The organism is Photorhabdus caribbeanensis (assembly GCF_018448885.1).
Lineage (GTDB): Bacteria > Pseudomonadota > Gammaproteobacteria > Enterobacterales > Enterobacteriaceae > Photorhabdus > Photorhabdus caribbeanensis.
This window is the reverse complement of the sequence record NZ_RCWB01000027.1, coordinates 29,871-54,738: the sequence shown is the minus strand read 5'-3', so window position 1 is coordinate 54,738 and position 24,868 is coordinate 29,871. Positions and strand designations below refer to the sequence as shown.

Here is a 24,868-nt window from a genome sequence, read left to right as displayed (position 1 = left end):
AAAATGGTTATGTTACTTATAACCACGGAAATTGGGTAGTTGTTTGAGATAAGGTGAAATATCGCCAATGTTATTTTTTACCCAATCTGGGTTGTAATAGGTATCGAGATAACGTTCACCACTGTCGCACAGCAAAGTTACTATTGCGCCTTGTTCTCCACGTTCATGCATTTGGTTAGCAAGCAGGAGAGCTCCCCAGACATTGGTTCCCGTAGATGCTCCAACTTTTCTGCCTAATAATTTTTCCAGCCAGTAAATTGTTGCAATGCTGGCGCAATCAGGTATTTGGATCATGTCATCAATAACCGAGGGAATAAAAGAAGGCTCTGCTCTAGGGCGGCCAATACCCTCAATCTTGCTACTATAATTGCCACGAATATCACAGCAATTTTGACGGTAATAGTCATAGAATATAGAGTTTTCTGGATCGACAACAATCAGTTTAGTGTTATGCCCTTGGTAACGGATATAGCGTCCTAAAGTTGCAGAAGTTCCCCCAGTACCAGCGCTCATAACGATATAATCTGGTTCAGGAAATGGTTCCATTTGCATCTGGCGAAAAATACTTTCAGCAATATTGTTGTTACCTCGCCAGTCTGTTGCTCTTTCGGCATAAGTAAATTGATCCATATAATGGCCATTTAGTTCTTTCGCTAGTCGTTCTGACTCGTCATAAATTTGTGCTGAATGGTTAACAAAATGGCATTTACCACCATAAAATTCAATTTCCTGGATTTTACGTTTCGCGGTGTATGAGGGCATAACAGCAATAAAAGGTAATCCAAGTAGGCGGGCAAAATAGGCTTCGGATACAGCGGTACTACCCGATGAGGATTCAATAACCGGGGTACCTTCCTTTATCCAGCCATTACTCAGTGCGTAAAGGAATAAAGAGCGAGCAAGCCTGTGTTTCAGACTACCGGTTGGATGGGTGCTTTCATCTTTTAGATATAAATGGATACCTGGAAAAACTGGCAAATTAAGGCGGATAAGATGAGTATCAGAGCTGCGTTGATGGTCTGCTTGAATCTCTCTGATTGCCTTGGTAGTCCAACTGTGTGACATTAATTATTAACTCTATAATTTAAAAATAATTGGCGGCGGGTAGATATTAACTTGGTGCTGGGAGAAATAGATTGTTATTTTTCTTAATATGTGGTTTCTTTATGGAAAAATTTTCTATAAGAGGTAGCTATGTTGGATAAAACAGACCGCAAGTTGCTTAAGCTACTACAGAAAGATTGTAGTCTGTCTCTGAATGCATTGGCGGAAGCTGTTAATCTTACTTCTACTCCTTGTTGGAAACGGCTAAAACGACTTGAAGATGAAGGCTATATCGTTGGCAAAGTTGCTTTGCTTGATAGCGAAAAATTAGGATTAGGGCTGACAGTGATTGTTACGATCAGAACTCAGCAGCATAACAGTAGTTGGTATGAACAATTTGTTGCATTTATAAAGCAAATGCCGGAAGTCCTCGCTTTTTATCGTATGGCTGGTGAGTGTGATTATTTAATGCACGTGGAAGTTGTGGATATGAAAAGTTATGATCTTTTCTACAAGCGTATGGTTAATGGTGTTCCGGGGTTGATTGATGTAACGTCGAGTTTTGCAATGGAAAAAATCAAATACACTACAGCATTACCGATACCAGATTAACCGGTTATTAGTTCATTGCGTTAAGTCAATTATTCTGAGTGTCGTTCAACATTTCTACTATCTATTTCATTTCGGGATATACACGTGTGAGATTGTTTTCTCAATTAAGTTGGTACTTCCGTAGCGAGTGGCGTCGCTATCTTGGGGCAGTGACTCTGCTTATTATTATTTCTATTCTACTACTCATTCCTCCATATCTGGTGGGTGTAATCGTTGATGGGATCAGCACTGCGTCTATGTCATTTTACCAATTGACGGTGTGGGCGGGTGTTATACTGATTATCGCATTGATTGTCTATATCTTGCGTTATATATGGCGTTTATGGTTATTTGGGGCGTCATACCAATTAGCGGTTAAATTGCGGAATAATTTTTACCAGCAACTTAGCCGACAAAGCTCTGAATTTTATTTGCGTCACCGCACGGGAGATTTAATGGCCCGTGCTACTAATGATGTGGATCGGGTAGTATTTGCTGCCGGTGAAGGTGTGCTTACGTTAGTTGATTCGCTAGTTATGGGCTGTGCAGTGCTGATTGTGATGAGTATACAAATTAGTTGGCAACTAACTTTACTGTCTCTGTTACCTATGCCGATTATGGCAATCATTATTAAACGATATGGTGATCAACTTCATCGACGTTTCAAATCTGCACAAGGGGCATTTTCTGCTCTTAATAATCAGGCTCAAGAGAGTCTGACCAGTATTCGTATGATTAAGGCGTTTGGCCTTGAAGATTTGCAATCAAATCAGTTTGAACAAGTTGCAGTGGAAGCCGGTCGTAAGAATATGTATGTTGCTAGGGTGGATGCTCGATTTGATCCGACAATTTTTATTGCCATCGGTATGTCAAACTTATTGGCTATCGGTGGTGGTAGCTGGATGGTGTTAAATGGTGTTTTAACACTTGGTGAGCTTACTAGTTTTGTGATGTACCTTGGCTTAATGATTTGGCCAATGTTGGCGCTGGCATGGATGTTTAATATCGTTGAACGGGGAAGTGCCGCTTATAGTCGTATCCGTAGTTTGTTACAAGAGCCTCCGGTTATTGAGGATGGTATTGGTCATTTATTGCCTAAACGCGGTATTCTGGATGTGAATATCAAAGCGTTTAATTATCCGCAAAGCAACAAAACTGCTCTCAATCAAATTAATTTCCAGTTATTACCTGGACAGTTATTAGGGATCTGTGGTCCAACTGGTTCAGGTAAGAGCACATTACTTGCGCTGATACAGAGGCAGTTTGATGTGACTGATGGGGAAATTCTTTTCCAGTCGCTCAAAATTGCGGATATCAGGTTGGATGAATGGCGAGCACGATTTGCTGTTGTCAATCAAACCCCTTTTTTATTTTCAGACACAGTTGCCAGAAATATTGCTTTGGGGCGTCCTGATGCAACACAGGAACAGATTGAAGAAGTTGCCCGCCTTGCCAATGTTCATGAAGATATTCTTCGTTTACCTGAGGGGTATCAGACAGAAGTAGGCGAGCGTGGGGTAATGCTTTCTGGTGGTCAGAAGCAGCGTATTTCCATTGCAAGAGCATTACTTTTAGATGCAGAGATTCTGATTCTGGATGACGCTTTATCTGCGGTTGATGGGCAAACTGAACATAATATCCTACAAAACCTCAGTCAGTGGAGGCAGCAACGGACGGTTATTATTAGTGCTCACCGCCTGTCTGCATTAACTGATGCTGATAATATCCTGGTGATGCAGCAAGGTTCTGTTATACATCAAGGGCGGCATCAGCAACTGGCGGAGCAGTCAGGATGGTATCGTGATATGTATTATTATCAGCAACTTGAAGCAGCATTGGATGATGAGGAAACAGTAGAAGGAGATAAAGATGACTAAAGTTCGTCAATTGTGGCCGTCTCTGAAGCGTCTGCTGGTTTATGGCAAGAATTATCGTAAGCCGTTGGGGCTAGCTGTACTCATGTTATGGGGGGCAGCAATTGCGGAAGTCAGTGGTCCAGTTCTCATTAGTTACTTTATCGATAATATGGTTGCAACAGGTAATATGCCGACTAAGGTGGTTATCGGGTTGGCTATAATTTTTATTGTTCTGCAACTGATTACGGCTGTATTACATTATTTTCAGGCTTTATTGTTCAATCAAGTGTCAGTTGATGTGGTTCAGCAGCTTCGTACTGATGTAATGAATGCCGCATTGCGCCAGCCTCTGAGTGCTTTTGATAATCAACCGGTAGGGCAGTTGATTTCCCGTGTAACGAATGATACTGAAGTCATTAAAGATCTTTATGTCAATGTAGTTCCTACGGTATTTCGCAGTATGGCATTGATTGGTGCGATGCTGATTGCCATGTTTATATTGGAATGGCGCATGGCATTGATTGCAATTCTTATTTTTCCTGTCGTCTTGATTGTTATGGCGATATATCAGCATTTCAGTACGCCAATTGTCCGTCGGGTGCGTAGTTATTTGGCTGATATTAATGATGAGTTTAACGAAGTCATTAATGGAATGAATGTTGTTCAGCAGTTTCGGCAGCAGGCGCGTTTTGGTGAACGTATGTTGTCAACCAGTCGGGCTCATTATCAGGCGAGAATGCAAGCGTTGAGATTAGATGGGCTTTTGTTGCGCCCACTACTGAGTTTTCTATCTGCTATGGTATTGTGCGGTCTTATCGTGTTGTTTGGAATCAGCGGGCCAGGGGCGATTGGTGTCGGGATATTGTATGCTTTTATTAATTATTTGGGGCGGTTGAATGAACCACTGATTGAACTGACATCTCAGCAATCGATTCTGCAACAAGCTGTCGTTTCTGGTGAGAGAATATTTGAATTAATGGATAGCCCTCAGCAAGGTTATGGCATGGATAGCCAGCCACTGTCCAGTGGTCGAATTGATATAGAAAATGTCAGTTTTGCCTACCGGCATGGAAAAATAATTTTACAAGATATTAATTTACAAGTTCCGGCTCATGGTTTTGTTGCTTTGGTTGGTCATACCGGAAGTGGTAAAAGTACGCTGGCAAATTTGCTGATGGGGTATTACCCGTGGCAGAAAGGGGAAATTTATCTTGATGGTCGGCCTGTATCATCTCTGTCTCATTCGGTGTTACGCAATGGTGTAGCAATAGTTCAGCAGGACCCGGTTGTTCTTGCTGACACTTTCTTTGACAATATTACCCTTGGTCGGAATATTTCAGAAGAGAAGGTTTGGCAAGTACTGGAAACTGTTCAGTTAGCTGAATTAGTGCGTACATTACCTGATGGACTTCATACTATCTTGGGAGAACAGGGTAATACATTATCGGCCGGTCAAAAACAATTGCTTGCTATGGCGAGAGTGTTGGTGCAAACGCCACAAATTTTGATCCTTGATGAAGCGACTGCAAATATTGATTCTGGTACGGAACAGGCGGTACAGCAAGCCTTGAGATTGATTCGTCAACAAACAACATTGATCGTGATTGCTCATCGTCTGTCTACCATTGTGGAAGCTGATACTATTCTGGTGCTGCATCGTGGTGCAGTTGTTGAACAAGGATGCCATCAACAATTATTGGCAAGTCGTGGGCGTTATTATCAGATGTATCAGTTGCAACAAGTAGGTGAGACGCTAAATGAATGTGGCACAATCTCTGAGAAAGAGGTACTAGTTTAATCAGATTTGCACTAATTTGGTGCGTTCAAGGGAGAGTATATTCGCTGCTCTCCTCCCTTCTTATTCCCCATAATTTTTATTCTCTTTATTATTATTTGATTTTTATATGTTTTTAGATTCTGGCACACCCCTTGCTATTTCTTTATTGTAAACATAATAGCCGGATGGAAGGGGGATATATGAAGCTCATTACGACAATTATAAAACCATTCAAATTGGAGGATATTCGGGAAGTTCTCTCTGGTCTTGGTGTTCAGGGATTGACCATAACAGAGGTAAAAGGATTTGGACGTCAGAAAGGACATGCGGAGCTATACCGTGGAGCTGAATATAGTGTCAATTTTTTGCCTAAAATAAAGATAGATATTGCTGTAGCAGATGAATTGGTTGAGGAGGTAATTCATGCTATTCAGCAATCAGCTTTCACTGGAAAAGTTGGCGACGGTAAAATCTTTGTCATTGAATTACAACAGGCTATTCGTATTAGAACAGGAGAAACTAACGATGCGGCACTGTAACCCACTGATAGTAAAGATAGATGTGAAAAGACAATTCTCAGTGGCTGCCGGTATTGTGGCCAGTTGTGTACCATCATTATCTCAGGCTGCGGAAGGCGTTGCTGATAAAGCTGATAATGCTTTTATGATGATTTGTACAGTCCTTGTTCTATTTATGACTATTCCAGGAATTGCTCTGTTTTATGGTGGATTGTTACGGAGCAAAAACGTTTTATCGCTAATGGCTCAGGTTATGGTGAGCTTTGCTCTGGTATGTGTATTATGGGTGATTTACGGTTACAGCCTGGCTTTTGAACCAGGGAATGGTTTTTTCGGCGGTTTTGGTCAAATGATGCTAAAGAATTTGGCATTCACTGACTTAAGTGGCAATTTTTATCAGCTAATTCATGTGGCATTTCAAGGTTCTTTCGCTTGTATCACAGTTGCTTTGATTATTGGTGCATTAGGGGAGCGTATTCGCTTTTCGGCTTTGTTAATTTTTAGTGTGCTGTGGTTGACATTTTCTTACCTGCCTATGGCGCATATGGTTTGGGGGGGTGGTGTACTTTCGCAGGATGGAGCATTGGATTTTGCTGGTGGTACGGTTGTCCATGTTAACGCTGCTGTAGCTGGATTAGTTGGTGCTTACTTGCTAGGAAAACGTACTGGTTTTGGCAAAGAGGCATTTAAACCACATAATTTGCCGATGGTCTTCACTGGTACTGCTGTGCTCTATATTGGTTGGTTTGGTTTTAATGCTGGTTCTGCGAGTGCTGCTAATGAGATAGCCGCTCTGGCATTTTTAAATACTATTGTGGCGACTGCTGCCGCTATCCTGTCATGGGTTTTTGCAGAATGGCTTTTTCGTAATAAACCATCTCTTTTAGGAGCATGTTCAGGCTGTATTGCTGGGTTGGTTGGTATTACACCTGCTGCTGGAATGGTGGGTGTTGGTGGTGCATTAGTCATTGGTCTGATCGCAGGTGTTACCGGACTTTGGGGGGTGGTGGCTTTAAAACGATGGTTACGTGTTGACGATGTATGTGATGTATTTGGTATACACGGCGTATGTGGGATCGTAGGTTGCCTCCTGACTGGGGTTTTTACGGCTAAATCTTTGGGAGGAACCGGGCATGCAGAGGGTATAACCATGTTGGAGCAAGTTGGTATTCAGGCTTTTAGTATACTGGTTTGCGTGGTTTGGTCAGTCATTGTTGCCTTTGTTGCTTTTAAAATAGCAGAGCTGTTGGTAGGGTTGCGAGTTACAGTTGAAGTTGAAAGGGAAGGGTTGGATATTAATTCTCATGGAGAGAGTGCTTATAATTAAGTTGTAATATTAAAAGGCAGCAATAAGACATAAGATGTAATGTCGATTTCTTAGTTTGCTGCCTTAATTCATTTATCTGTTGCGTTTCCTAATTAGACCTTCCTGTACTGTGGAGGCAACAAGTATCCCTTCACGATTATAAATTTGCCCCCGGACAAAACCTCGGGCACCAGAAGCTGACGGACTATCTATAGCATATAGCAGCCAGTCGTCTAGCTTAAACGGGCGGTGGAACCACATAGAATGGTCAATTGTTGCTATCTGAATATTTTTCTCAAGGAACCCGACGCCATGTGGCTGTAATGCTGTTGGCAGAAAGTTAAAATCGGAGGCATAGCCAAGCAGATATTGATGCATAAAAGGGTCATCAGGCATATCGCCGTTACTGCGGAACCAAACATAGCGTATAGGTTCTTCTGGTGGACAATTAAATGGACTATGATATTTTACGGGTCTCATTTCTAGCGGGCAGGGGAAGAGAAGAATATTCTGCATTTTCTGGGGCAGCAGATGTGACATCTTTTTCACGATTTCGTTCTGAGGGATAAGTTCTTCTGGATATGGTACATCTGGCATTATATTCTGGTGTTCAAAACCTTCTTCGTGACTTTGAAATGAGGCAGTCATATAAAAGATAGGCTTGCCATTTTGAATGGCACTGACTCGCCGGGCACTAAAACTTCCTCCATCACGTAGAATTTCAACATCATAGACGATAGGTTTGTTACTGTCTCCGGGGCGCAAGAAATAACTATGGAAAGAGTTGCCTATCCGGTCATCGACAACGGTTTGTTTGGCTGCATACAGTGCCTGACCAACCACTTGCCCCCCGAAAACCTGAGGAAAACCGAGATCTTTACTTTGCCCTCGGTAAATACCTTCCTCAATTTTCTCCAATTTCATCAAATTTATCAGATTCTGTAATGACTTGCTCATAATACGCCTTTGTTTTCTATTAGGTTATCGAGAGTACAAGGGATGATTATTGTCTCATTAATAGATGATTAATAAATAACTAAATTATAAATGTTTTAAGTCCTGACAGTAGTGCAATAAAGAATATAAGATTTATTGGCGTTTTATATTCAATTTTTTAATCTATAATCCAAATGATTTAGATTTAATGACTTGATATTTCAATTTATTTTAATATTTATGTAGATGAATTAACAACGGAGGAATGTGTATGAAGTTATGGAAGCTCCCCGCTGGCGTATTACTAGCGGTTGCTTTGGTTGGGTGTAATGCCAAAGGTGCTCAGGTAGTAGATACTCAGGTGAAAGAGATTGAAAATCCAATGAAACGGTCTTTTGTTGAAGGCAATATTAATATATTACAGCGTATAGCATTGCCAGCAGATGCTGTTCTGACAGTGGCTTTATCTGATGTATCTTTGCTTGATGCACCCTCAGTTACTCTGTCTCAGAAGGTTGAGCGTTTAGGTGGGAAACAATCGCCTTTCCATTTTGTTTTGCCTTATCAATCAGACAAAATTAAGCCGGGTGCACGCATTGTTGTCAGTGCTTCTGTTTCGTTGCATAGTCGATTGATGTTTGTTACAGATACAGCGTATGAAGTGATTAATAATGGGAAGACTAAAAATATCGAAATTACGTTGAAAGCTGTTAGATAATACATTTCCTTAATTGTATTCACTTGCAATGTACAATAAATCAGCATTCGGGCCTGCTTGTCTTGCTATTTGAGTAGGTATGAATGATAATGGCGCCGCTTTGAAGTTAAAGCAACACGTCACAATGGGGGCTCTGTTGGTTCTCCCGCAACGCTAACTTGTTAACTTGGTCAGGTCCGGAAGGAAGCAGCCATAGCAGGGGATGTGTGTGCCGGGATGTCGCTGGCAGAGCCCTCGCCAATTTTCATTAATAACCTAAACACATAGATGATCTAAATAAGCCGATAGCACTTTACCGGCTCGGATCACTCTCTATCTGATAAAGACTATTTTAGCGAACGTATTTCCATACTGAAGGTGGAATTCTATCATACAGTTTATTCATGGTCAGCTCAGCTAGGCGGTGATCCGCAGCAGAGTAGAATAGTTCAAGTTCATCTCCTGAAAGTTCATATTTGTTCTTTTCAATCACACGTTCTAGTGTATCAATCGTGGTGCATTTTCTTAAACGCATCAGATAATCAGTTTTAGTCATAATCGCCTTTCTTATTTAACATATATAAAAAATTATTGAGGGAAATATTCAATCAAATTTTGCTCAAGGAACAACTTAAATCCTGTAACAGGACGCTGGTTGAGCGTTCATTAGTTTTTACCATTCCACAAGTCTGGAAACGATAATCTTAATTTGTTTTCAAAAAAATTGTAAGTGTATGTATTATCAATACATTTATCAATTCAAGAGAGAAGGTTGAAATCATCAGAATATTTTATTTTAAAGTACCAAACGAAAGTTGATATGTATTCGATCTATTTGTTTAGCTCTAAATTATCCTGAGATGTAAAAATTATTCTCACAACCAGTCTCATCTCTGTGTACTTTGCACTAGAAGTGCCTCTTGCCTTAGATTCTCACATAAGCATTTTAATTCATCAATATTATGTCATCTTGAGTGAATATTCATCCATGCTATGTCGCTCTTCCTGTATATGCCATTACTTAATTTTTTGAGTTAAACACTAAGCATATACACGTATTATAAAATTTTTTTCGAGAGATTATTATTATGTATCTATAATCGTTCTTTGGGATTATTTATCTTTTTTACAGATAGCTCTGATTTTCTTCTGGTAAATCAGGATCAGCTCTTAACAAAAACTCATACCTTAACTCAATAAACTATAAATATCGGCTAGTATGTGTGAGTTAATATGTAGGTTTATATAAAACAGTATTACCCTCAGATACCAGTAACGGCAGATTATAGCCTGATGGCTACAATAATCAATGAATATAACATCATTATTACATAAGTCACTATGTGCTGGTATTGTTTTTTGTCATTTAGTGTAAAAAAAGATAAAGTAATTTTTGTCCGACAACTTTCATATTAATTTTATTAAAGTCACTAATGCTTGGATTTTTAAAGCTATTTTATACTCATAAGTGGTGATCATAATTAAATTTAAACAAAATTACTTAAAGATTAAGCGGATAGGTTAATGATCAGAATCTTGCCAGATGGAAGCAACTATTATATTAAGAAGGCCGACTTAACGGCCTTCTGGTTATTGTTGGTAGCATTTAATGAGATTCTGATGCGGGTTCAATCTCCTCCGCTTTCTTACTGAAACGTCGCCTTATAACCACGAAGAAGACTGGCACGAAAAAGATTGCTAGCGAGGTTGCTGCAATCATTCCGCCTAATACCCCAGTACCCACCGCGTTTTGAGAGCCAGAGCCTGCACCATTACTCAGTACTAGCGGAATAACACCTAACATAAATGCTAGTGATGTCATTAGGATTGGGCGAAGACGCATTCTTACCGCATCTAGCGTAGCTTCTATGAGCCCTTTGCCTTCTTTTTCCATTAGATCCTTAGCGAATTCAACGATGAGTATCGCGTTTTTCGCCGACAAACCGATGGTGGTTAACAAGCCAACTTTAAAGTAAACATCGTTATCCAAACCGCGGAATGTTGTTGCTAACAAAGCTCCAACGATACCTAATGGTACTACTAGCATAACTGAGAATGGAATTGACCAGCTTTCATATAGTGCTGCCAGACAGAGGAATACCACTATCAATGATAATGCATACAGCGCTGGAGCCTGATTGCCGGACAAGCGTTCCTGATAGGACATGCCTGTCCAGTCGAAACCGATACCATTTGGTAGCTTGGATGCCAGCTCTTCCATCAGGGCCATTGCATCACCGGTACTTTTACCTGGGGCTGCTTCACCCAGGATTTCCATTGATGGTAAACCGTTGTAACGTTCCAGACGTGGTGAACCGTAGGTCCATGGTTCTTTGGATGTATCTATAAAGGCAGAGAATGGAACCATTTCCCCCTGTTTATTACGGACATACAGTTTGTAGATATCACTTGGCAACATACGATAAGGTGCTTCCGACTGAACGTAAACTTTTTTGACGCGACCGCGATCGATAAAGTCGTTCACATAGTGACTACCAAACATCGTGCTGAGTGTTGAGTTAATATCAGCGATGGAAACACCGAGAGCTTCGGCTTTTTCCTGATCTATCCTGAGCCGATATTGAGGAGTATCTTCCTGACCATTAGGACGAACACCGACTAACATATCTGGATGCTGTTGTATCATGCCAAGTAATTGGTTACGGGCTTCTGTCAGTTTGTCATGTCCAAGGTTTGCTTTATCAATTAATTCAAAATCAAAGCCGGTTGCTGAACCTAACTCTACAATTGCCGGGATGTTAAACGCAAAAACCATACCTTCTTTGATTTTCTGGAAGTGAGCACTAGCCCTGGCAACAATAGCAGGTACTTTGTTTTCAGCGCCAGGGCGTTCACTCCAGTCTTTCAAGCTTATAAAGCCCAACCCAGTGTTTTGCCCTTGACCACTAAAACCAAAGCCGCTGACGGTAAATACAGAAACCACACGATCTTTTTCTTCTGTATTGAAGTAATCGCTTATTTTATCCAGAACTTTCTCTGTTTGTTCCTGTGTCGCCCCCGCAGGTAATTGAACCATTGTCAGCAATACTCCCTGATCTTCTTCAGGAAGAAAGGAAGATGGTAAACGAGTGAACATGACGGCCATACCTGCCACCAGGAATACATAAATTACCAGATAACGGCCTGTGTTGCGTAGAATACGACCAACACTGTCAGTATAGTGGTGGGTACTTTTGTCAAATATGCGGTTGAACCAGCCAAAGATACCGGTCTGTTTGCCGTGGCTGCCTTTGGCAATGGGTTTCAACATAGTGGCACATAGAGCTGGCGTCAGGATTAAGGCCACCAGCACAGATAGTACCATTGCAGATACGATAGTAATCGAGAATTGACGATAAATTGCACCGGTTGAACCACCGAAGAAGGCCATTGGGATAAATACAGCAGACAGCACCATTGCAATACCAACTAAGGCGCTTTGGATTTGTCCCATTGATTTTCTGGTTGCTTCTTTTGGCGATAAACCTTCTTCCTGCATAACACGTTCAACGTTTTCTACAACAACAATGGCATCATCTACCAGTAAGCCGATGGCAAGAACCATAGCAAACATGGTTAATGTATTTATTGAATAGCCAAATGTAGCGAGTATCGCAAATGTTCCTAGGAGTACGACTGGAACCGCAATGGTTGGAATGAGTGTTGCGCGGAAATTTTGGAGAAATAGGTACATTACCACAAACACTAGCATAATTGCTTCAACGAGTGTTTTTACCACTTCGTTAATAGAGATTTTAACGAATGGTGTGGTGTCATATGGATAGACGATTTTCAACCCGTGAGGGAAGAAAGGCTCCATATTTTTTAGCGCTTCTTTTACTGCTTTGGATGTATCCAAAGCGTTAGCGCCTGTCGCTAGTTTGACACCGATACCCGCAGCAGGTTTACCGTTATAGCGGGCAATGATGTTGTAGCTTTCTGCACCTAGTTCCACGTTTGCTACATCTTTCAGACGGACCTGAGAACCGTCAGTATTGACGCGCAGAAGAATATTGCTGAACTCTTCCGGTGAGGTTAGACGTGTTTGAGCAATAATCGATGCATTCAGGCGTTGACCTGGAACCGGAGGGGTTCCCCCTAATTGACCGGCGGCTATTTGGTTATTTTGCGCTTTGATTGCATTTATTATATCCAAAGTCGTCATTTTGTAGTTAATGAGCTTGTCAGGATTTAACCAGATACGCATGGCATATTGGTTCCCGAAGAGCATTGTATCACCCACGCCCGTTACGCGACTTAAAGGATCTTTGACTGTTGCACCAACATAGTCAGAGATATCGTCCTGTGACATGGAGCCATCTTCAGAGATGAATCCGGCAACCATCAGGAAAGAGGCTGTAGATTTATCTACACGTATCCCTTGTTGTTGCACTTCTTGCGGTAACAGGGGCATAGCGAGTTGTAACTTGTTCTGTACCTGTACCTGTGCAATGTCGGGATCAGTACCCGCTTCAAAGGTTAGTGTGATATTCATGTTTCCAGCGGAATCACTGTCAGAAGACATATAAACCAGGTTGTCGATACCATTCATATTCTGTTCGATAACCTGAGTAACTGTGTTTTGTACAGTGGTAGCATCTGCGCCGGGGTAAGTTGCGGAGATAGAAATTGCTGGTGGTGCGATAGTAGGATATTGCGCCACGGGTAATTTCATAATTGCCAGCAGCCCAGCCAGCATAGTGATAATTGCGATTACCCATGCAAAGATTGGCCGATCTATAAAAAACTTAGGCATGAATCACCGACTCCTAAATTAAGACTTTTTCGCAGGTTCAGCTTGGTTTGCAGCAGATTTTGCATTTAAGTCCACTTCTTCTGCTTTAACCGGTATGCCGGGTTTAATTTTTTGCAAACCAGTAACAATGACCCGATCACCTGCTTTTAGACCGGAAGTTACTAGCCATTTATCACCAATAGCTTGGTTAGCAGTGATAATGCGTGGTTCGACTTTTTCGTCCGCACCAACCACCATGACAGTAGCTTCACCACGAGGTGTACGGGTAACTCCTTGTTGAGGAACTAGTATTGAATCCTGGCGAATACCTTCTTCCAGTTTTGCACGAACAAACATGCCAGGCAGTAACTCTTCATTTGGATTAGGGAATATTGCACGGATAGTGATAGAGCCCGTTGTTTCATCTACAGTGATATCAGAAAATTCCAAGTAGCCTGTTTCACTGTAATTTTTACCATTTTCCATGATCAGGTGAACTTTAGCCTTAGTGTCCCCTTTCTGCACAACACCTTTGGCGATTTCATTTTTAAGGCGCAGATAGTCATCACTTGACTGAGTGACATCTACATAAATTGGATCTAGTTGTTGAATAGTTGTCAGTGCTGTTGGCTGACCAACAGAAACTAGAGCGCCCTCAGTTATAGTCGATTTGCCGGAACGACCACTAATCGGTGCTGTAACTTTGGTATATGCTAAATTGATACGGGCGATCTCTACTGCGGCTTTTGCTGACTGTACTATAGCATTCGTTTGAGCATAGTCAGCGCTGGCTTTATCAAATTCCTGTTGACTAACATAGTTTGTACCTAACAGTGACTTATATCGGTTAACTGTCAAGCGTTCGATCTCTGCATTAGCTTGAGCTTTTGCCAAATCAGCTTTAGCTTTGTCATAGTCAGCTTGGTAAGTTGCTGGATCTATCTGATATAAAGAAGCGCCTGCTTTTACATCGCTACCTTCCTTATAATTTCGTTTCAGAATTATACCGCCTACTTGCGGACGAACTTCTGCAATGCGGAAGGCTGACGTTCGGCCTGGAAGTTCTGTCGTGACCATCAGAGGTTCATTTTTCAGCGTCACGATACCGACTTCAGGAGCCTGTTGATTCCCAGCAATCTGCTGAGAGTCTTTGTCGTTACATCCTGAAAGAGCTAAGCTGCCTGAGAATACCAGTACTGTAGCCAGAGGCAAAACTCCCCTGTTTATTCGCATAAGTAAACCTCAATATTTTTAGATGTTGACCCTTCAATCCGTAAAACCATTACTCCATTAATAACAGCATGCTATAATACAAACATACGTGAATGTATGTAAATCCATTTTAGGTTAAAATTAGAGTGTATGGCACGAAAAACTAAACAACAGGCTGAGGAGACCCGGCAACAGATTATAGACGCAGCTATAAAAGAGTTTTCTGAGCGCGGTGTCTCTGCTACTTCACTGACAGATATTGCCACAACCGCCGGCGTAACCCGAGGAGCAATTTACTGGCACTTTAAAAATAAAGTAGACCTGTTTTCCGAAGCCTGTAGAATAACAGATTCTAAGATTGACGAATTAGAAAAAGAGTATCAAGCAAAATATCCTAATAATCCACTCCTGATTTTAAGAACTTTAATCATCCATATCCTGACGTCGGTCATTGACGATCCGAAGAACCGGCTATTAATGGAGATTTTTTTCCACAAATGTGAGTTTGTTGGTGAAATGTCTGCCTTGGTGGAAGTCCGTCAGGAGCTGTGTGTTGCAGACTATGTTCGTATTGAAGAATCTCTTTCTAGTTGTATTGCATCAGGCCAGCTTCCTTATAATCTTCATCTGCGGCGAGCGGCTATCATGTTAAGAGGATTGATAACGGGCTTGCTGGAAAATTGGTTATTTGCGCCAGATAGTTTTGATATTCAGAAAGAAGCGGAATCGTTAGTAGATAGTTTTATCGATATGCTTAAATATAGTGAGCATATGAAAATCACTGAAAAATGAAGAACCAGAATAATAGAGGTGAATTCTATTTTGGTAATTGCTAACAATGTGGCTAATGGCAAAAAATCATTATCTTATGCTCTTTGTTTATCTGCTGTTATATAAGAGATGAGGCTGAAAATATTTCTAATATCGGATGCTGTTGCCGGTTTGGTTAGGGAAGAGGTCAAAAAAAACTATAACCTAAGGTAAATGTTGAAGATTCTGGCTGTATAAAATGTACTGATTAAATTTAGAAAGGTGGAACAGGAGCTTGTGATGTCAGCAAGTTGGAACGGGTTGATAACGCTGAAATCAGTATATTGATTGAATTTTCCCTACGGATTTTGTAGGCAGACACAGTGCTAAGTAGGAGTCGTGTTAAGTTGCTGGCTGCAATGTTAAGAGATAACTATCTATGTTGGAAATACGAAATGTGACGCATGCCTATGGCGAGCGAGTAATATTGAAAGAGTTAAATTTGCAGCTTAAGGAAAAACGGATTGCCATCATAGGTAGTAACGGTTGTGGCAAAAGTACATTTGCACGTCTTCTTAATGGATTGTTGATACCGAAAAGTGGTGATGTTTTGGTGGATGGTTTGAACACCAGAACGGAGGGTAAAGTGATCCGACGTAAGGTTGGTTTCGTATTTCAGAATCCTGACAACCAGATCGTTTTTCCAGTCGTTGAGGAAGATTTGGCCTTTGGAATGAAAAATCTCGGTTTTGCCAAGGATAAGATTCAGCAAAGAACGCAAGAGGCCCTTGCACGCTATGATTTACTTCAATTTAGGGAGAATCCAGCCCATCTTTTAAGTGGTGGTCAGAAACAACTCCTTGCGATTTCCGGTGTTCTTGTGATGGAGCCCGATTACATTATTTTCGATGAGCCTACAACCTTGCTGGATTTACGAAACAAGCGCCGTGTTGCTGAAGCAATCGATAACTTATCTCAAACTGTGATTGTAGTGTCTCATGACCTTGATTTTTTGGCGGGATTTGATCGTGTTCTGGTTTTTGATGATGGTCGTGTTGTCGTTGATGATATCCCCTCTATTGCTATTCCCGAGTATGTAAGGATGATGTTATGAGCCTGTCTGGGTATAACCCTGGTTCATCATTTGTGCATCGAGTTAGCCCTGGGCTCAAAATTATTTCTTTGGTCATTCTGGGAACATTGCTTTTCGTTATTCCACGTATCGATCTTTCTGTTGCGGCATTGGCGGGCATCGTACTTTTATACTTGTTAGCTAAAATCTCATTAAAAACTGCTTGGATACAATTACGGCCAGCGCTATGGATCCTCGCACTTATTTTTATAGTCCAATTGCTTCTACACCACTGGACCGCAGGTGTACTTGTAGTAGTTCGTCTTGTCTCACTTTTATTGCTGGCTTCGCTGGTCACTCTTACTACTCGCTCTTCTGATATGATCGACGCATTGGAAAAGGGGCTTGGGTGGCTATACTATTTTGGTATCAATCCTGGAAAAGTGAGTTTGGCTCTATCGCTTGCTTTGCGGTTTATCCCTGTTTTAGCGTCAATTACAGAAGAAGTACGGGAGGCGCAGAAAGCAAGAGGTCTCGATAAGAGTATCATTGCAATTGCAGTGCCTGTTATTGTGCGAATGCTCAAAATGGCAGACGATATTTCTGCTGCTATTGAAGCCAGGTCCTATGATCCAGAATTTGACAGAAAGAAATCGGGTAGCAAGTAAAGCTGGGGTTGTGGTTTCTTCGAAAAGAAAGGGGGATTAAATGTCTACCAAGGATATTGTTTATATAGCACTATTTGCCTCTCTAACCGTAGCACTGGGTTTATTTCCGCCACTGACGCTTCCCGTTGTGGGCGTTCCGGTAACAGCGCAGTCAATGGGAGCAATGCTTGCTGGTGCCATTATTGGTGCGAAACGGGGTGGATTAGCATTGTTGCTCTTTTGCGTTCTTGTTACCGTTGGATTACCAGTAATGGCCGGAGGAAGGGGAGGATTGAGTGTATTTCTCAGTCCAAGTGGCGGCTTTATTTTGGCGTGGCCGATTGCCGCTTTTGTTATCGGTTACTTGTATGAGAAAAATCTTGCAAAATTAAACACCTTTAAAGAAGCTGTATTTCTTCTCTTTGGTGGAATTATGATTGTTTACGTGATTGGTATCCCGTGGATTGCTGCATTTGCCAATGTCGGCATTTGGCAAGCAACCATAGGTTCAATCGGATTCATACCGGGAGATATTATTAAAATCGTATTGGTTATTTTGATTGCGAAAACGGTTCGTCGGGCTTATCCCACTCTTGAGCCGCGTTCTTAAGTGTTAGTTTTTGTCGTGGGTTGATGTTTGTTTGTGATTACCCAATAATTACCGCTAAGTGTCATCATTGTGCCGATTATGGCCCAAATGGTTGGACGATAGCCTTCTGTAACACTGGAGATCGTTAAGGCTACGAGTGGAACGAGAAGCATTGTATAAGCTCCTCGTTCAGCCCCTAAACGACCAACAACGGCAAAGTAAGTTGTATACCCAATTACCGAAGGAAACAGGATTAAATAGAATAGAGATGTTACATAGGCTGGTGATAGATCAAAATCAAAGGTTTGCTTGGTCAAAAAGGCGTAGCTGAGCAAGAATATGGTGCCATATCCCATAGAAATCCCAGTCATTGGCAGAACAGTGACACCTTTTCTCTGTAACTGAACTGCGGAAATGTTAGCAAATGAGAATGTTAGGGTTGCTGCGATTGCGTAACCGAATCCTGCCCAATTCCATTCATTATTCAAAAATTCTGGGCTAAAGACTAAAATTATCCCAGTGAGCCCAACTACAGCGCCTGCCAGTACTGACCATGAAATCGATTGCCGTAGGAAGAGAATTGCATTTATAGAGTTGAATAATATGACAGAAGAGTAAATAAGGGCGATTAAACCGGTAGTGATCAAGGCCGTAGCTTGGTAGATTAGCAAGAATGTGACAGCGAATCCAAATGTTCCAAGTGCAGCAAAAGAGAGGTGTTCGCGCCAAGTGTGTGTAAGTCTTTCCCGTGAAATTACAGCAATCAGAAGTAGTAGTACCGACGCGCACCCAAAACGGTAAATCAGGGATATTACAGGTGAAACATCAGTTAATTGCAGTTTTGCTGCATACCACGATGTTCCTCCAGTGATGATCGTCACGGCATATAGAGCAGCGGTGGAGCAAGAAGAGGTACTCTTCATATTCAAGTCCCAAATATTTTGCTGAGATGTATTACGACCATAAAATCAGCTTCTTCTCATTTAATACACCGATGAAAGAGCCTGTTGCAATTCGATTGCTGCTTGCAGGCAGGATAATATGAGGGTTGCTGGTGTTAAAAACGACGACAGAGCCAACTTGAGGTCGAAAAGTGAAAGATTCGCAATCAACCAATAGAGCGCTATCATATGGTTTGTATGTTTTATCAACCACAGTACTCTTGAATGGTTGGTTATAGATCACGGTTTCTCCTCCCTGAGAGGGAGATAAAATATAGAGGTTCCAAGCTAGCTGAGTCGATATATCTCCGACGACTAAATTTCCTTTCGCAAAAGTCGGTGCATAGTCCACATGTAGATCCGAACCACCAGAGATAATCCGGACGATACCGGCAAAATAGGGGCCAAATCCCGGTTCTTCTGCGACTGAAATGCTGAAATTAGTATGGTGATTGATGTATCGTATGAACCGATCAACTGGATCAAAAGCTTGATTGATAATTTGGGTGAGATCTTGCTTAGCTACGCTAACTTGAGCAAAATATTGCTCTTTTGGTCGATTGCGGTAATGAGCGAGAGGATTTCCTAAATAAGACCCCGGCCTTCCAAATTCATATGGTTTTGCTTTCATGCTCAGTATTGCAGATGAAAGCTGTTCTGTTTCTTCTTTAGTTGCAAAATCATCTATCATCACTGCTGGAATCTTGTTATCTATGATTGCCTGCAAGCTTTCTGATGATAATTTGGCAAGCTCGTTTGATACCCACCGTGACGACATAGTAGTCGACTCCTAGCCGATTTTCTTTATATTAGAAAAATTGATCTATTAATGGTCAGTATCAATCCTATAGCATTGATTGTATAAAAATGCAACACTTGATCAAGTTTGGAGCACAATAATGACAATATCTCTGAGAGGTCATCACCTTTTGTGTATTCTTACCTACGCGGGCAATGGATATTCCCCTGATTTTGTTGAAAATTACAATAGGATTATTCCTCGAATTCGGGACGAAGATATTCTGATTGTGGCAGGCCCGGATGACATATGTGTTCCCTTGCTTGGAGAAGACAAATCTCATTGCTTTGGTGAAAGTGTTATTGTCCGGGATAGTCGAGCTTTGGAAGCTGTTGGTTCTCTTATGGGCCGATCAATTGAGGTAGGTCATACGCTGAGGCTTAATGAAACCTATTTGAAACAGGCGCGATGGGCTTTTAATCGCGGGATCATAAGAGCTGCTTGCGTAGGTTGTGAATGGGAACCGCTTTGCACTCGAATTGCTGTGGATGATTATTCTTCAACGTTTCTTAAACGAAAGCGTGGAAAGAGCGAGTGACGTTGTAAAGCCGTTTGAAATTTTGCAAAGGCTAATATTGAAATGAATGTATGATCACATACTTAAGACAAACGTGAATCTCTTATAGTATCGATCAGGGTATCTATTAAGGTGTTGAAGTAAATCGCTTAGTACTCCTTCGTCGATGGTGATTGCTTCGCTAATTTTGCTTGATAGTCGTGTTTGACTATTTCCAGGGCGGCGAGTGCGATTTCAGGCGTGATTTCATTGCATTCCAGTAAATAGATCAGATCAACAGCAAGTTGAACTTCGGGTGGCGCATGTTCGACGGACATAAAACATTCCTCATTTGAATCGTTAATCCATGTTCTCTTTGTATTCGATTGATTTTTCAATTCGCGTCAGAGATTGACGGCAACGTGCTAGCCTTCCGGCTAATGCCGCGATCTCTTTCTGTATTTTTTGTTGATGACTAAGTGTAGTTTGTTGATTCAATTTTAGCTCTCTATCATTGATCATTGCGAGTAGACGGCGTTCATAATCCTGATGTTCAGCCAGTTTGTGATACAGGTCAGTAGCTTGTTGTTTATGTTCAAATCGGCTCTCTTTTTTTCTCAATGACTGGGTGGACAACTCGCGCTTTAATGCCTCTATTTGGGCAACTAGGCGTTCAGTTAGAAATGCGACCTGTTCGGTTCGGTTATCCTGAACACACTCTTTGAGTTGTTCCATGTTGTGCCTGACTTCTTGTAGATAGCCCCGGAGTTTATCGCTATGTCGGTTAAATAAAGCCTGATCAAACCGGGCAGAAGAGAATGGCGTGTCAGCTAATGGCGCTATCTCTTCCGCCAGTATATCGACCTGTTTTTCGAGTAAATTTAATAACGGCTGCGTATTCATTTATACCCTAAAATGGTTATGTCTTGCGAAGCAGAATTAATCTAGGACGACAAAAAGTAGGCTGATGCGTGTTCATCAGTTGCTTTTTTCTATCAGTTTACATAGATTTTAGAACCTCCGTGTTCTACTCATTGGCCCGATTATGACCGCAAACGTGCAGCAACTGCAATTTATTAAAGACAGCATTGAAACGATTCCTGATTATCCGAAACCAGGGATTCTTTTTCGTGATATAACCACTTTATTGGATAACCCTCTTGCCTACCAAATAACAATTAATCTTCTGGTAGAGCGATATCAGGACAAAGGCATTACAAAAGTTGTTGGCACTGAAGCTCGCGGTTTTCTGTTTGGCGCTCCGGTTGCGTTGCGTCTTGGTGTTGGTTTTGTTCCTGTTCGTAAAGCGGGCAAACTACCTCGGGAAACATTGAGTGAAACGTACGATCTAGAGTATGGCACTGATACGTTGGAAATGCATAAAGATAGCGTAAAAGAAAACGATAAGGTGTTGGTTATTGATGATTTGCTGGCAACGGGAGGGACGGTTGAAGCCACTGTTCGTTTAATCCGTCGCTTAGGTGGTGAGGTTTTTGAAGCGGCCTTTATTATTGGTTTGCTTGGCTTAGGCGGTGCTGAACGTCTACAAAGACAAGGTGTAAGTAGTTTTACGCTACTTGAATTCCCAGATCATTAATCTGCTTATTTTCGTATTACTAACATATCGGCCTCGCTGTCTATAGTGAGGCTGTGTTAGCATGGTACCCAACTGTATTCGATTTTTCCGGTATCAATGAGCTATCAGGTACTTGCCCGTAAGTGGCGCCCACAAATATTTTCTGATGTAATTGGTCAGGAATATATCCTGACCGCGTTAGCTAATGGTCTTGCCCACGGTCGGCTTCATCACGCCTATTTATTTTCTGGCACGAGAGGTGTCGGGAAAACAACGATTGCCCGTTTGTTTGCCAAGGGGTTAAATTGTGAAACGGGTATTACTGATAAGCCTTGTGGTAAATGTGTTAATTGCCTTGAAATTGAACAGGGGCGATTTGTCGATTTAATTGAAATTGATGCGGCTTCCCGTACCAAAGTCGAAGATACACGTGAATTGCTAGATAACGTGCAATATGCTCCGGCTCGTGGGCGTTTTAAAGTCTACCTGATTGATGAAGTGCATATGCTTTCCCGCCACAGTTTCAATGCATTATTGAAAACGTTGGAAGAACCGCCTGAGCATGTGAAATTTCTACTAGCAACGACTGATCCGCAAAAATTGCCAGTGACCATTCTTTCCCGTTGCTTGCAGTTTCATCTCAAATCGTTGGATATTGGTCAAATAAGCGATCAGCTTGAGCGTATTCTTAAAGCTGAACATATAGAGAGTGACAGTCGTGCTCGTCAGCTATTGGCTCGTGCTGCTGATGGCAGCATGCGTGATGCTTTGAGTCTGACAGATCAAGCTATTGCTATCGGGCAAGGCCAGGTAACAGGCGAAATAGTTAGCTTGATGCTAGGAACGTTAGATGATGAGCAACCGTTATCAATTATTGAAGCATTGATTCAAGCTGATGGTCAGCAAGTTATGGCATTGGTGGAACAAGTTGCTTCACGTGGTGCTGACTGGGAAGATTTGTTGGTAGAGATCCTTTCATTGCTACATCGTATTGCAATGCTTCAACTATTACCTTCTCAACCAGAGATCGCTTCTTCATCAATTGAAGGCCGTTTGCGCATATTGGCAAAAGCTATTTCACCGGAAGATTTGCAACTTTATTATCAAACTTTACTGATTGGTCGTAGGGACTTGCCGTATGCACCGGAGCGCAGGATGGGGGTTGAAATGGCTCTGTTCAGAGCTTTGGCATTTCATCCAAAAACAGTTATTGAAGAGGTTGCTGAACCGGTGGTAAATCCTGCGGTTATACCACCAGTTACAACACAGCCGAAACATAGTGATCAGGGGGATGCGCCACCTGCTAATTATATTAATGAACCGGCACAATTGGATAGAATTTCTCAGTCGGAACCTCAGGAGCCTCAGGTACCTCAGGCGCTTGCATCGAGCCCAACCGCTCAGTTGCTGAAAGCAAGGAGTGTGTTATCCCGACAACAAGGGCAAGCGCCAGCAAAAAAGCCTGAATCGGCTACGTCGGTTAAGATGAAGTCAGCAACTTCGGCATTGGAACGGATTGCCGCAGTGTCAGGGCAACGGCCTCAGTCATCAATAGATAAAAAACAGGAAAACAAACCTGAGAAAAAAGAAGCTTACCGTTGGCGCGCTAAGAATATTGAGGAGAAAACAGAAACTCATGTGGCTACACCAAAGGCTTTAAGAACAGCTTTGGAACATGAGAAAACACCAGAGTTGGCAAAGAAATTAGCGGAAGAATCTAAACAGAGAGATGCATGGGCCGCAGAAATTGATAAACTTAAAATTCCTAAACTGGTGCAACAATTGGCATTAAATGCATTCAAAGAGCAGGTTAGTGCAAATAATATCCGTTTACACCTACGTTCGAGCCAGCGTCACCTTAATTCCGCTTTCGCACAAAAGTCATTAGCGGGGGCTTTGAGCGAGTTGTACGGCGCAACGGTTGAATTCAGCATTATTGAAGATGATAATCCTGCGGAGAAAACTCCGCTGGAGTGGCGACAAGCCATTTATGAAGAGAAATTGGCACAAGCTCGCCAATCAATTATTGCGGATAAAACTATTCAAACATTGCGGCAGGTATTTGATGCTGAATTGGATGAAGAGAGTATCCGACCGGTTTAACCATGCTGCAATCTGTACCTTAGTTGTACGATGTAGCCATAATGAAGAGAGAAATCTATGTTTGGTAAAGGTGGTTTGGGCAATTTGATGAAACAGGCCCAGCAAATGCAGGACAAAATGCAGAAAATGCAAGAAGAGATCGCCAATCTGGAAGTGACGGGTGAATCGGGTGCAGGTCTGGTTAAAGTGACTATCAATGGCGCTCATAATTGCCGTCGTGTTGAGATCGATCCAAGCCTGATGGAAGATGATAAAGAGATGCTGGAAGACCTGATTGCTGCTGCATTCAATGACGCAGCTCGTCGTATTGAAGAGACTCAGAAAGAGAAAATGGCGAGTATTTCCAGTGGGATGCAACTGCCGCCAGGCTTTAAGATGCCATTCTGATGCAAACCAGTCCTCTCCTTGAATCCTTGATGGAAGCATTACGCTGCTTACCAGGGGTTGGCCCTAAGTCTGCACAGCGGATGGCTTTTCATCTGCTACAGCGTGATCGCAGTGGTGGAATGCGTTTAGCTCAGGCATTGACAAGAGCGATGTCAGAAATTGGACACTGCAAATATTGCCGGACTTTTACCGAACAGGAACAGTGCACGATTTGTGCTAATCCACGCCGTCAACAAAATGGTCAAATCTGTGTGGTTGAAAGCCCTGCGGATATCCATGCTATTGAACAAACCGGGCAGTTTGCCGGGCGTTACTTTGTATTGATGGGGCATTTATCTCCATTAGATGGCATTGGTCCAATGGATATTGGTTTAGATCGTCTTGAGGATCGTCTCGCCATTGAAGAGATTTCAGAGGTGATTCTGGCGACTAATCCGACAGTGGAGGGAGAGGCCACTGCCAATTATATCGCAGAGATATGCGCTCAGTACGGTGTGACAGCAAGTCGTATTGCTCATGGCGTACCAGTTGGTGGTGAACTTGAGATGGTAGATGGTACAACACTGTCACATTCAATTGCCGGGCGGCAGAAGATTACTTATTGATTTTCTGTTAGTGCTTTACGGTTTTGACCGAGGTTTTGGCCGAATAGTGTTGTAGCCAGGTTAGAGTAAATCGTAAGGGTTTTGAGGCGCTACATTTATGTGGCGCATGCCTTTTAGTTTATTTTGCTATGATCAAAAGTGACTTCATAATTCTTTTAGATAACCAAACTTGAAATTCAACTTCTTTATCCCCATCTGCATATCATCGTCTGATTTTGTCTGTCTGAACTG

Annotated in this window: 24 protein-coding genes and 1 other RNA gene; 16 read left to right on the top strand and 9 right to left on the bottom strand. The window is 41.9% G+C overall.

Features of this window, described 5'->3' with window-relative positions:
- Positions 1-12: 12 nt before the first annotated feature.
- Entirely contained in the window at positions 13-1,065 is a 1,053-nt protein-coding gene (locus tag EAE90_RS16715; protein WP_214054429.1) for a PLP-dependent cysteine synthase family protein, read from the bottom strand.
- Positions 1,066-1,194: 129 nt separating this feature from the next.
- Here EAE90_RS16715 and EAE90_RS16710 point away from each other — a divergent pair, with 129 nt between their 5' ends.
- From EAE90_RS16710 to amtB, 5 genes are all read left to right on the top strand, one after another.
- Positions 1,195-1,656 carry an Lrp/AsnC family transcriptional regulator gene (locus EAE90_RS16710; RefSeq protein WP_214054428.1) on the top strand — a complete coding sequence of 154 codons (462 nt, stop codon included), beginning with the start codon at positions 1,195-1,197 and terminating at the stop codon, positions 1,654-1,656.
- Positions 1,657-1,742: 86 nt separating this feature from the next.
- Positions 1,743-3,512, top strand: coding sequence for a SmdA family multidrug ABC transporter permease/ATP-binding protein (locus tag EAE90_RS16705; RefSeq protein ID WP_214054427.1), 1,770 nt, complete (start codon positions 1,743-1,745; stop codon positions 3,510-3,512).
- Positions 3,505-5,289 carry a SmdB family multidrug efflux ABC transporter permease/ATP-binding protein gene (locus EAE90_RS16700; RefSeq protein WP_214054426.1) on the top strand — a complete coding sequence of 595 codons (1,785 nt, stop codon included), beginning with the start codon at positions 3,505-3,507 and terminating at the stop codon, positions 5,287-5,289. Before EAE90_RS16705 ends, EAE90_RS16700 begins: the two co-directional genes overlap by 8 nt.
- 179 nt (positions 5,290-5,468) lie before the next feature.
- A complete protein-coding gene (gene glnK / locus EAE90_RS16695; RefSeq protein WP_049582557.1) occupies positions 5,469-5,807 on the top strand; it encodes a P-II family nitrogen regulator in 339 nt (112 codons plus the stop codon).
- Positions 5,808-5,829: 22 nt separating this feature from the next.
- Positions 5,830-7,113, top strand: coding sequence for an ammonium transporter AmtB (gene amtB / locus EAE90_RS16690; RefSeq protein WP_214054441.1), 1,284 nt, complete (start codon positions 5,830-5,832; stop codon positions 7,111-7,113).
- A 72-nt stretch (positions 7,114-7,185) separates the two neighbouring features.
- Here amtB and tesB read toward each other — a convergent pair whose 3' ends face one another.
- Positions 7,186-8,049, bottom strand: a complete 864-nt coding sequence (tesB, locus tag EAE90_RS16685; protein WP_214054425.1) for an acyl-CoA thioesterase II — start codon at positions 8,047-8,049, stop codon at positions 7,186-7,188.
- Positions 8,050-8,299: 250 nt separating this feature from the next.
- Between tesB and EAE90_RS16680 the strand changes: the two genes are divergently transcribed.
- Both EAE90_RS16680 and ffs read left to right on the top strand, forming a co-directional pair.
- Positions 8,300-8,746: a YbaY family lipoprotein gene (locus EAE90_RS16680; RefSeq protein ID WP_214054424.1), complete on the top strand. Its 447-nt coding sequence runs from the start codon at positions 8,300-8,302 to the stop codon at positions 8,744-8,746.
- Between the two features lie 134 nt (positions 8,747-8,880).
- Positions 8,881-8,977: signal recognition particle sRNA small type (gene ffs / locus EAE90_RS16675), an RNA gene on the top strand.
- A gap of 100 nt (positions 8,978-9,077) precedes the next feature.
- Here ffs and EAE90_RS16670 read toward each other — a convergent pair.
- From EAE90_RS16670 to EAE90_RS16660, 3 genes are all read right to left on the bottom strand, one after another.
- Positions 9,078-9,281, bottom strand: coding sequence for an HHA domain-containing protein (locus tag EAE90_RS16670; protein ID WP_011147992.1), 204 nt, complete (start codon positions 9,279-9,281; stop codon positions 9,078-9,080).
- 1,050 nt (positions 9,282-10,331) lie between these two features.
- Positions 10,332-13,481 carry an efflux RND transporter permease subunit gene (locus EAE90_RS16665; RefSeq protein ID WP_214054423.1) on the bottom strand — a complete coding sequence of 1,050 codons (3,150 nt, stop codon included), beginning with the start codon at positions 13,479-13,481 and terminating at the stop codon, positions 10,332-10,334.
- An 18-nt stretch (positions 13,482-13,499) separates the two neighbouring features.
- Positions 13,500-14,693, bottom strand: coding sequence for an efflux RND transporter periplasmic adaptor subunit (locus EAE90_RS16660; RefSeq protein WP_214054422.1), 1,194 nt, complete (start codon positions 14,691-14,693; stop codon positions 13,500-13,502).
- Between the two features lie 129 nt (positions 14,694-14,822).
- Between EAE90_RS16660 and acrR the strand changes: the two genes are divergently transcribed.
- The 4 genes from acrR to EAE90_RS16640 all read left to right on the top strand — a co-directional run bounded on the left by acrR (position 14,823) and on the right by EAE90_RS16640 (position 17,751).
- Positions 14,823-15,464: a multidrug efflux transporter transcriptional repressor AcrR gene (acrR, locus tag EAE90_RS16655; RefSeq protein ID WP_214054421.1), complete on the top strand. Its 642-nt coding sequence runs from the start codon at positions 14,823-14,825 to the stop codon at positions 15,462-15,464.
- 397 nt (positions 15,465-15,861) lie between these two features.
- On the top strand, positions 15,862-16,536 hold the full coding sequence (locus EAE90_RS16650) for an energy-coupling factor ABC transporter ATP-binding protein (protein ID WP_214054420.1): 675 nt from the start codon (positions 15,862-15,864) through the stop codon (positions 16,534-16,536).
- Entirely contained in the window at positions 16,533-17,162 is a 630-nt protein-coding gene (locus EAE90_RS16645; RefSeq protein ID WP_214054419.1) for an energy-coupling factor transporter transmembrane component T family protein, read from the top strand. Before EAE90_RS16650 ends, EAE90_RS16645 begins: the two co-directional genes overlap by 4 nt.
- A 40-nt stretch (positions 17,163-17,202) precedes the next feature.
- Positions 17,203-17,751: a biotin transporter BioY gene (locus EAE90_RS16640; RefSeq protein WP_214054418.1), complete on the top strand. Its 549-nt coding sequence runs from the start codon at positions 17,203-17,205 to the stop codon at positions 17,749-17,751.
- Here EAE90_RS16640 and EAE90_RS16635 read toward each other — a convergent pair.
- Positions 17,748-18,653, bottom strand: coding sequence for a DMT family transporter (locus EAE90_RS16635; protein ID WP_214054417.1), 906 nt, complete (start codon positions 18,651-18,653; stop codon positions 17,748-17,750). The two genes, EAE90_RS16640 and EAE90_RS16635, sit on opposite strands and share 4 nt — an antisense overlap.
- Positions 18,654-18,684: 31 nt before the next feature.
- Positions 18,685-19,449, bottom strand: a complete 765-nt coding sequence (locus tag EAE90_RS16630; RefSeq protein WP_214054416.1) for a 2OG-Fe(II)-dependent halogenase WelO5 family protein — start codon at positions 19,447-19,449, stop codon at positions 18,685-18,687.
- A 121-nt stretch (positions 19,450-19,570) separates the two neighbouring features.
- On the opposite strand from EAE90_RS16630, the gene EAE90_RS16625 reads away from it, so the two are divergent.
- The gene (locus tag EAE90_RS16625; protein ID WP_214054415.1) at positions 19,571-20,008 is read left to right on the top strand and encodes a DUF1284 domain-containing protein; all 438 of its coding nucleotides are present in this window, start codon (positions 19,571-19,573) and stop codon (positions 20,006-20,008) included.
- Positions 20,009-20,136: 128 nt separating this feature from the next.
- Here the strand turns inward: EAE90_RS16625 and rsmS are convergent, their stop codons facing one another.
- Together rsmS and priC are read right to left on the bottom strand one after the other, a co-directional pair.
- Positions 20,137-20,304 (bottom strand): pleiotropic regulatory protein RsmS, encoded by a 168-nt coding sequence (gene rsmS / locus EAE90_RS16620; RefSeq protein WP_065389291.1) that lies wholly within the window; start codon positions 20,302-20,304, stop codon positions 20,137-20,139.
- 22 nt (positions 20,305-20,326) lie between these two features.
- A complete protein-coding gene (priC, locus tag EAE90_RS16615) occupies positions 20,327-20,869 on the bottom strand; it encodes a primosomal replication protein PriC (protein WP_214054414.1) in 543 nt (180 codons plus the stop codon).
- Between the two features lie 142 nt (positions 20,870-21,011).
- Between priC and apt the strand changes: the two genes are divergently transcribed.
- The 4 genes from apt (at position 21,012) to recR (ending at position 24,637) form a co-directional block, all read left to right on the top strand.
- Positions 21,012-21,563 (top strand): adenine phosphoribosyltransferase, encoded by a 552-nt coding sequence (apt, locus tag EAE90_RS16610; protein ID WP_214054413.1) that lies wholly within the window; start codon positions 21,012-21,014, stop codon positions 21,561-21,563.
- Positions 21,564-21,659: 96 nt separating this feature from the next.
- Entirely contained in the window at positions 21,660-23,645 is a 1,986-nt protein-coding gene (dnaX, locus tag EAE90_RS16605; RefSeq protein WP_214054412.1) for a DNA polymerase III subunit gamma/tau, read from the top strand.
- A 57-nt stretch (positions 23,646-23,702) separates the two neighbouring features.
- Complete coding sequence (locus EAE90_RS16600; RefSeq protein WP_214054411.1) at positions 23,703-24,032, top strand: YbaB/EbfC family nucleoid-associated protein; 330 nt, start codon at positions 23,703-23,705, stop codon at positions 24,030-24,032.
- Positions 24,032-24,637 (top strand): recombination mediator RecR, encoded by a 606-nt coding sequence (recR, locus tag EAE90_RS16595; protein ID WP_214054410.1) that lies wholly within the window; start codon positions 24,032-24,034, stop codon positions 24,635-24,637. The genes EAE90_RS16600 and recR overlap by 1 nt, the downstream gene beginning before the upstream one ends.
- The last annotated feature ends 231 nt before the right edge of the window (positions 24,638-24,868 follow it).

Bases quoted from the DNA above. Each gene is read 5' to 3' on its own strand.
- EAE90_RS16715 (WP_214054429.1), bottom strand. From the start codon at position 1,065: ATGTCACACAGTTGGACTACCAAGGCAATCAGAGAGATTCAAGCAGAC.
- EAE90_RS16710 (WP_214054428.1), top strand. From the start codon at position 1,195: ATGTTGGATAAAACAGACCGCAAGTTGCTTAAGCTACTACAGAAAGAT.
- EAE90_RS16700 (WP_214054426.1), top strand. From the start codon at position 3,505: ATGACTAAAGTTCGTCAATTGTGGCCGTCTCTGAAGCGTCTGCTGGTT.
- glnK (WP_049582557.1), top strand. From the start codon at position 5,469: ATGAAGCTCATTACGACAATTATAAAACCATTCAAATTGGAGGATATT.
- tesB (WP_214054425.1), bottom strand. From the start codon at position 8,049: ATGAGCAAGTCATTACAGAATCTGATAAATTTGATGAAATTGGAGAAA.
- EAE90_RS16680 (WP_214054424.1), top strand. From the start codon at position 8,300: ATGAAGTTATGGAAGCTCCCCGCTGGCGTATTACTAGCGGTTGCTTTG.
- EAE90_RS16670 (WP_011147992.1), bottom strand. From the start codon at position 9,281: ATGACTAAAACTGATTATCTGATGCGTTTAAGAAAATGCACCACGATT.
- EAE90_RS16665 (WP_214054423.1), bottom strand. From the start codon at position 13,481: ATGCCTAAGTTTTTTATAGATCGGCCAATCTTTGCATGGGTAATCGCA.
- EAE90_RS16660 (WP_214054422.1), bottom strand. From the start codon at position 14,693: ATGCGAATAAACAGGGGAGTTTTGCCTCTGGCTACAGTACTGGTATTC.
- acrR (WP_214054421.1), top strand. From the start codon at position 14,823: ATGGCACGAAAAACTAAACAACAGGCTGAGGAGACCCGGCAACAGATT.
- EAE90_RS16650 (WP_214054420.1), top strand. From the start codon at position 15,862: ATGTTGGAAATACGAAATGTGACGCATGCCTATGGCGAGCGAGTAATA.
- EAE90_RS16645 (WP_214054419.1), top strand. From the start codon at position 16,533: ATGAGCCTGTCTGGGTATAACCCTGGTTCATCATTTGTGCATCGAGTT.
- EAE90_RS16640 (WP_214054418.1), top strand. From the start codon at position 17,203: ATGTCTACCAAGGATATTGTTTATATAGCACTATTTGCCTCTCTAACC.
- EAE90_RS16635 (WP_214054417.1), bottom strand. From the start codon at position 18,653: ATGAAGAGTACCTCTTCTTGCTCCACCGCTGCTCTATATGCCGTGACG.
- EAE90_RS16630 (WP_214054416.1), bottom strand. From the start codon at position 19,449: ATGTCGTCACGGTGGGTATCAAACGAGCTTGCCAAATTATCATCAGAA.
- EAE90_RS16625 (WP_214054415.1), top strand. From the start codon at position 19,571: ATGACAATATCTCTGAGAGGTCATCACCTTTTGTGTATTCTTACCTAC.
- rsmS (WP_065389291.1), bottom strand. From the start codon at position 20,304: ATGTCCGTCGAACATGCGCCACCCGAAGTTCAACTTGCTGTTGATCTG.
- priC (WP_214054414.1), bottom strand. From the start codon at position 20,869: ATGAATACGCAGCCGTTATTAAATTTACTCGAAAAACAGGTCGATATA.
- apt (WP_214054413.1), top strand. From the start codon at position 21,012: ATGACCGCAAACGTGCAGCAACTGCAATTTATTAAAGACAGCATTGAA.
- dnaX (WP_214054412.1), top strand. From the start codon at position 21,660: ATGAGCTATCAGGTACTTGCCCGTAAGTGGCGCCCACAAATATTTTCT.
- EAE90_RS16600 (WP_214054411.1), top strand. From the start codon at position 23,703: ATGTTTGGTAAAGGTGGTTTGGGCAATTTGATGAAACAGGCCCAGCAA.
- recR (WP_214054410.1), top strand. From the start codon at position 24,032: ATGCAAACCAGTCCTCTCCTTGAATCCTTGATGGAAGCATTACGCTGC.